The sequence below is a fragment of the uncultured Campylobacter sp. genome (genome assembly GCF_937997465.1).
Taxonomy (GTDB): domain Bacteria; phylum Campylobacterota; class Campylobacteria; order Campylobacterales; family Campylobacteraceae; genus Campylobacter_A.
This window is the reverse complement of sequence record NZ_CALKTQ010000264.1, coordinates 1-1,531: the sequence shown is the minus strand read 5'-3', so window position 1 is coordinate 1,531 and position 1,531 is coordinate 1. Positions and strand designations below refer to the sequence as shown.

At 46.4% G+C, this 1,531-nt stretch carries 2 protein-coding genes; both read left to right on the top strand.

What is annotated here, in order from left to right; translation table 11 throughout:
- Positions 1 to 43 precede the first annotated feature (43 nt).
- Positions 44 to 697, top strand: coding sequence for a thiol:disulfide interchange protein DsbA/DsbL (locus Q0546_RS08695; RefSeq protein ID WP_298792250.1), 654 nt, complete (start codon positions 44 to 46; stop codon positions 695 to 697).
- Complete coding sequence (locus Q0546_RS08690) at positions 697 to 1,218, top strand: hypothetical protein (RefSeq protein ID WP_298056173.1); 522 nt, start codon at positions 697 to 699, stop codon at positions 1,216 to 1,218. The genes Q0546_RS08695 and Q0546_RS08690 overlap by 1 nt, the downstream gene beginning before the upstream one ends.
- The last annotated feature ends 313 nt before the right edge of the window (positions 1,219 to 1,531 follow it).

The window sequence follows — 1,531 nt, the reverse complement described above, 5'->3', positions numbered from 1 at the left end:
TTTATTTTATACAATCTTTAAAAATTACCGTAAAGGAAATTCGATGAAAACGATCTCCAAGATTATACGAGCTCTAGCCGCCGTTTGCTTGCTTAGCATCGGTGCAAACGCGCTGGAGGAGGGCACGGACTACCAAGCGCTAGAAAAGCCTCTAAACGTACCAAAAGATAGCGTAGTAAAGGTCTTTAGCTACGAGTGCGTCCACTGCTACAAATTTGACCGAAGCGTTACGCCAAAGCTATTTAGCGAGCTAGATGGAGTCAAATTTATCCCGTACCACCTAAAAACCAAGGGTAAGCTCGGCGAAACGGCGAGCAAAATTTTTGCCGCGATGATCGTTTTGGACGAGGCTAGCGACGTTAGTTTGCTTAGCGACAAGTCTAAATTTAAAAAAGCTAAATTTGCGATCTACAAGGCCACTCACGACAAGGACGACGATTTTAACGGCGGCAAAGATAAGGCGAGATTTATCCAGACTGCCCTTAGTGCGGCGGGCGTGAGCGACGCGGACTACGACAAGGCACTAGCTAGCGAGCGCGCGCAAGAAATCCTAAAAACATGGGACGATAGCTACGACGTGGCCAAGATCCAGGGCGTGCCTGCATACGTGGTCGGCGGCAAGTACCTGATAAACGTGAAGGCGATCGGCTCGGTAGACGCGATGGCGGCGGCGGTCAAGGAGCTGCTAGCAAAATAATGGACTACAATATCGAAAATAAGGGCTTCGTCTGCTTTGTGTATAACTTGCAGCGAAGGCGGGCGTTTTGGGCGGCGTTGCTCGCGGTTTTGGCGATCAAATTTATCTTGTGCGAGCTGTTTTTGGGCGGCGCGGTTGCGGACGCGCTCGTGGTGAAGCTGCGCTTTGCGACGCTGTTTGCGGCATTTGGCGTGTGCGTGGCGATGTGCGCGCCTAAGGTTTTTGGCGTCAAGCTAGCGGGATTTTTCCTGATTTTTTTAGGCGTGATATTCGGGCTTGATTACTCCACGAGCGATTTTAGCGGCGTTAGCGAGATTGGTTTTCCTTTTGCGCTACCGCTAAATGAAATTTGCCCGAGCCTTTTTGCGCCTGATTTGAGCGCGGCAAACGAAGCGGGATTTATCAAAATTTACGCGTGGGCGAATTTTGCGTTTTTTGCGGTGTTTGGGGTGTTTTGTTTGGTTATGATACTAAGCTGGTTTGTGTATAATGCGCGCAGTAGCGAAATCAATCAAATTTAAATTTTGGATTCCCCGCGCTTGACGGATTTTAAAAGTAGTTTTTGATTAAGGCGTTCGGTCACATACTATATGTATGCTCCCGTCACGCCTAATCAAAAACTATTTAAACTACGCCTACCGACGTCTGGAATATTTATCTCATATCCTGCTAAATTTACAAATTTGACATTTTCAAGGTGCGGGTCTAGGCAAGTAAAATTTTAGCTAAAATTTACAAATTTGACTTCAAATTTGAACATAAAAAGTCAAGGCGAAGTATCGTGAGATGATTTTTAATGTTGTTGCAGTTTTTGCGACAAAGGCTAACCAAACA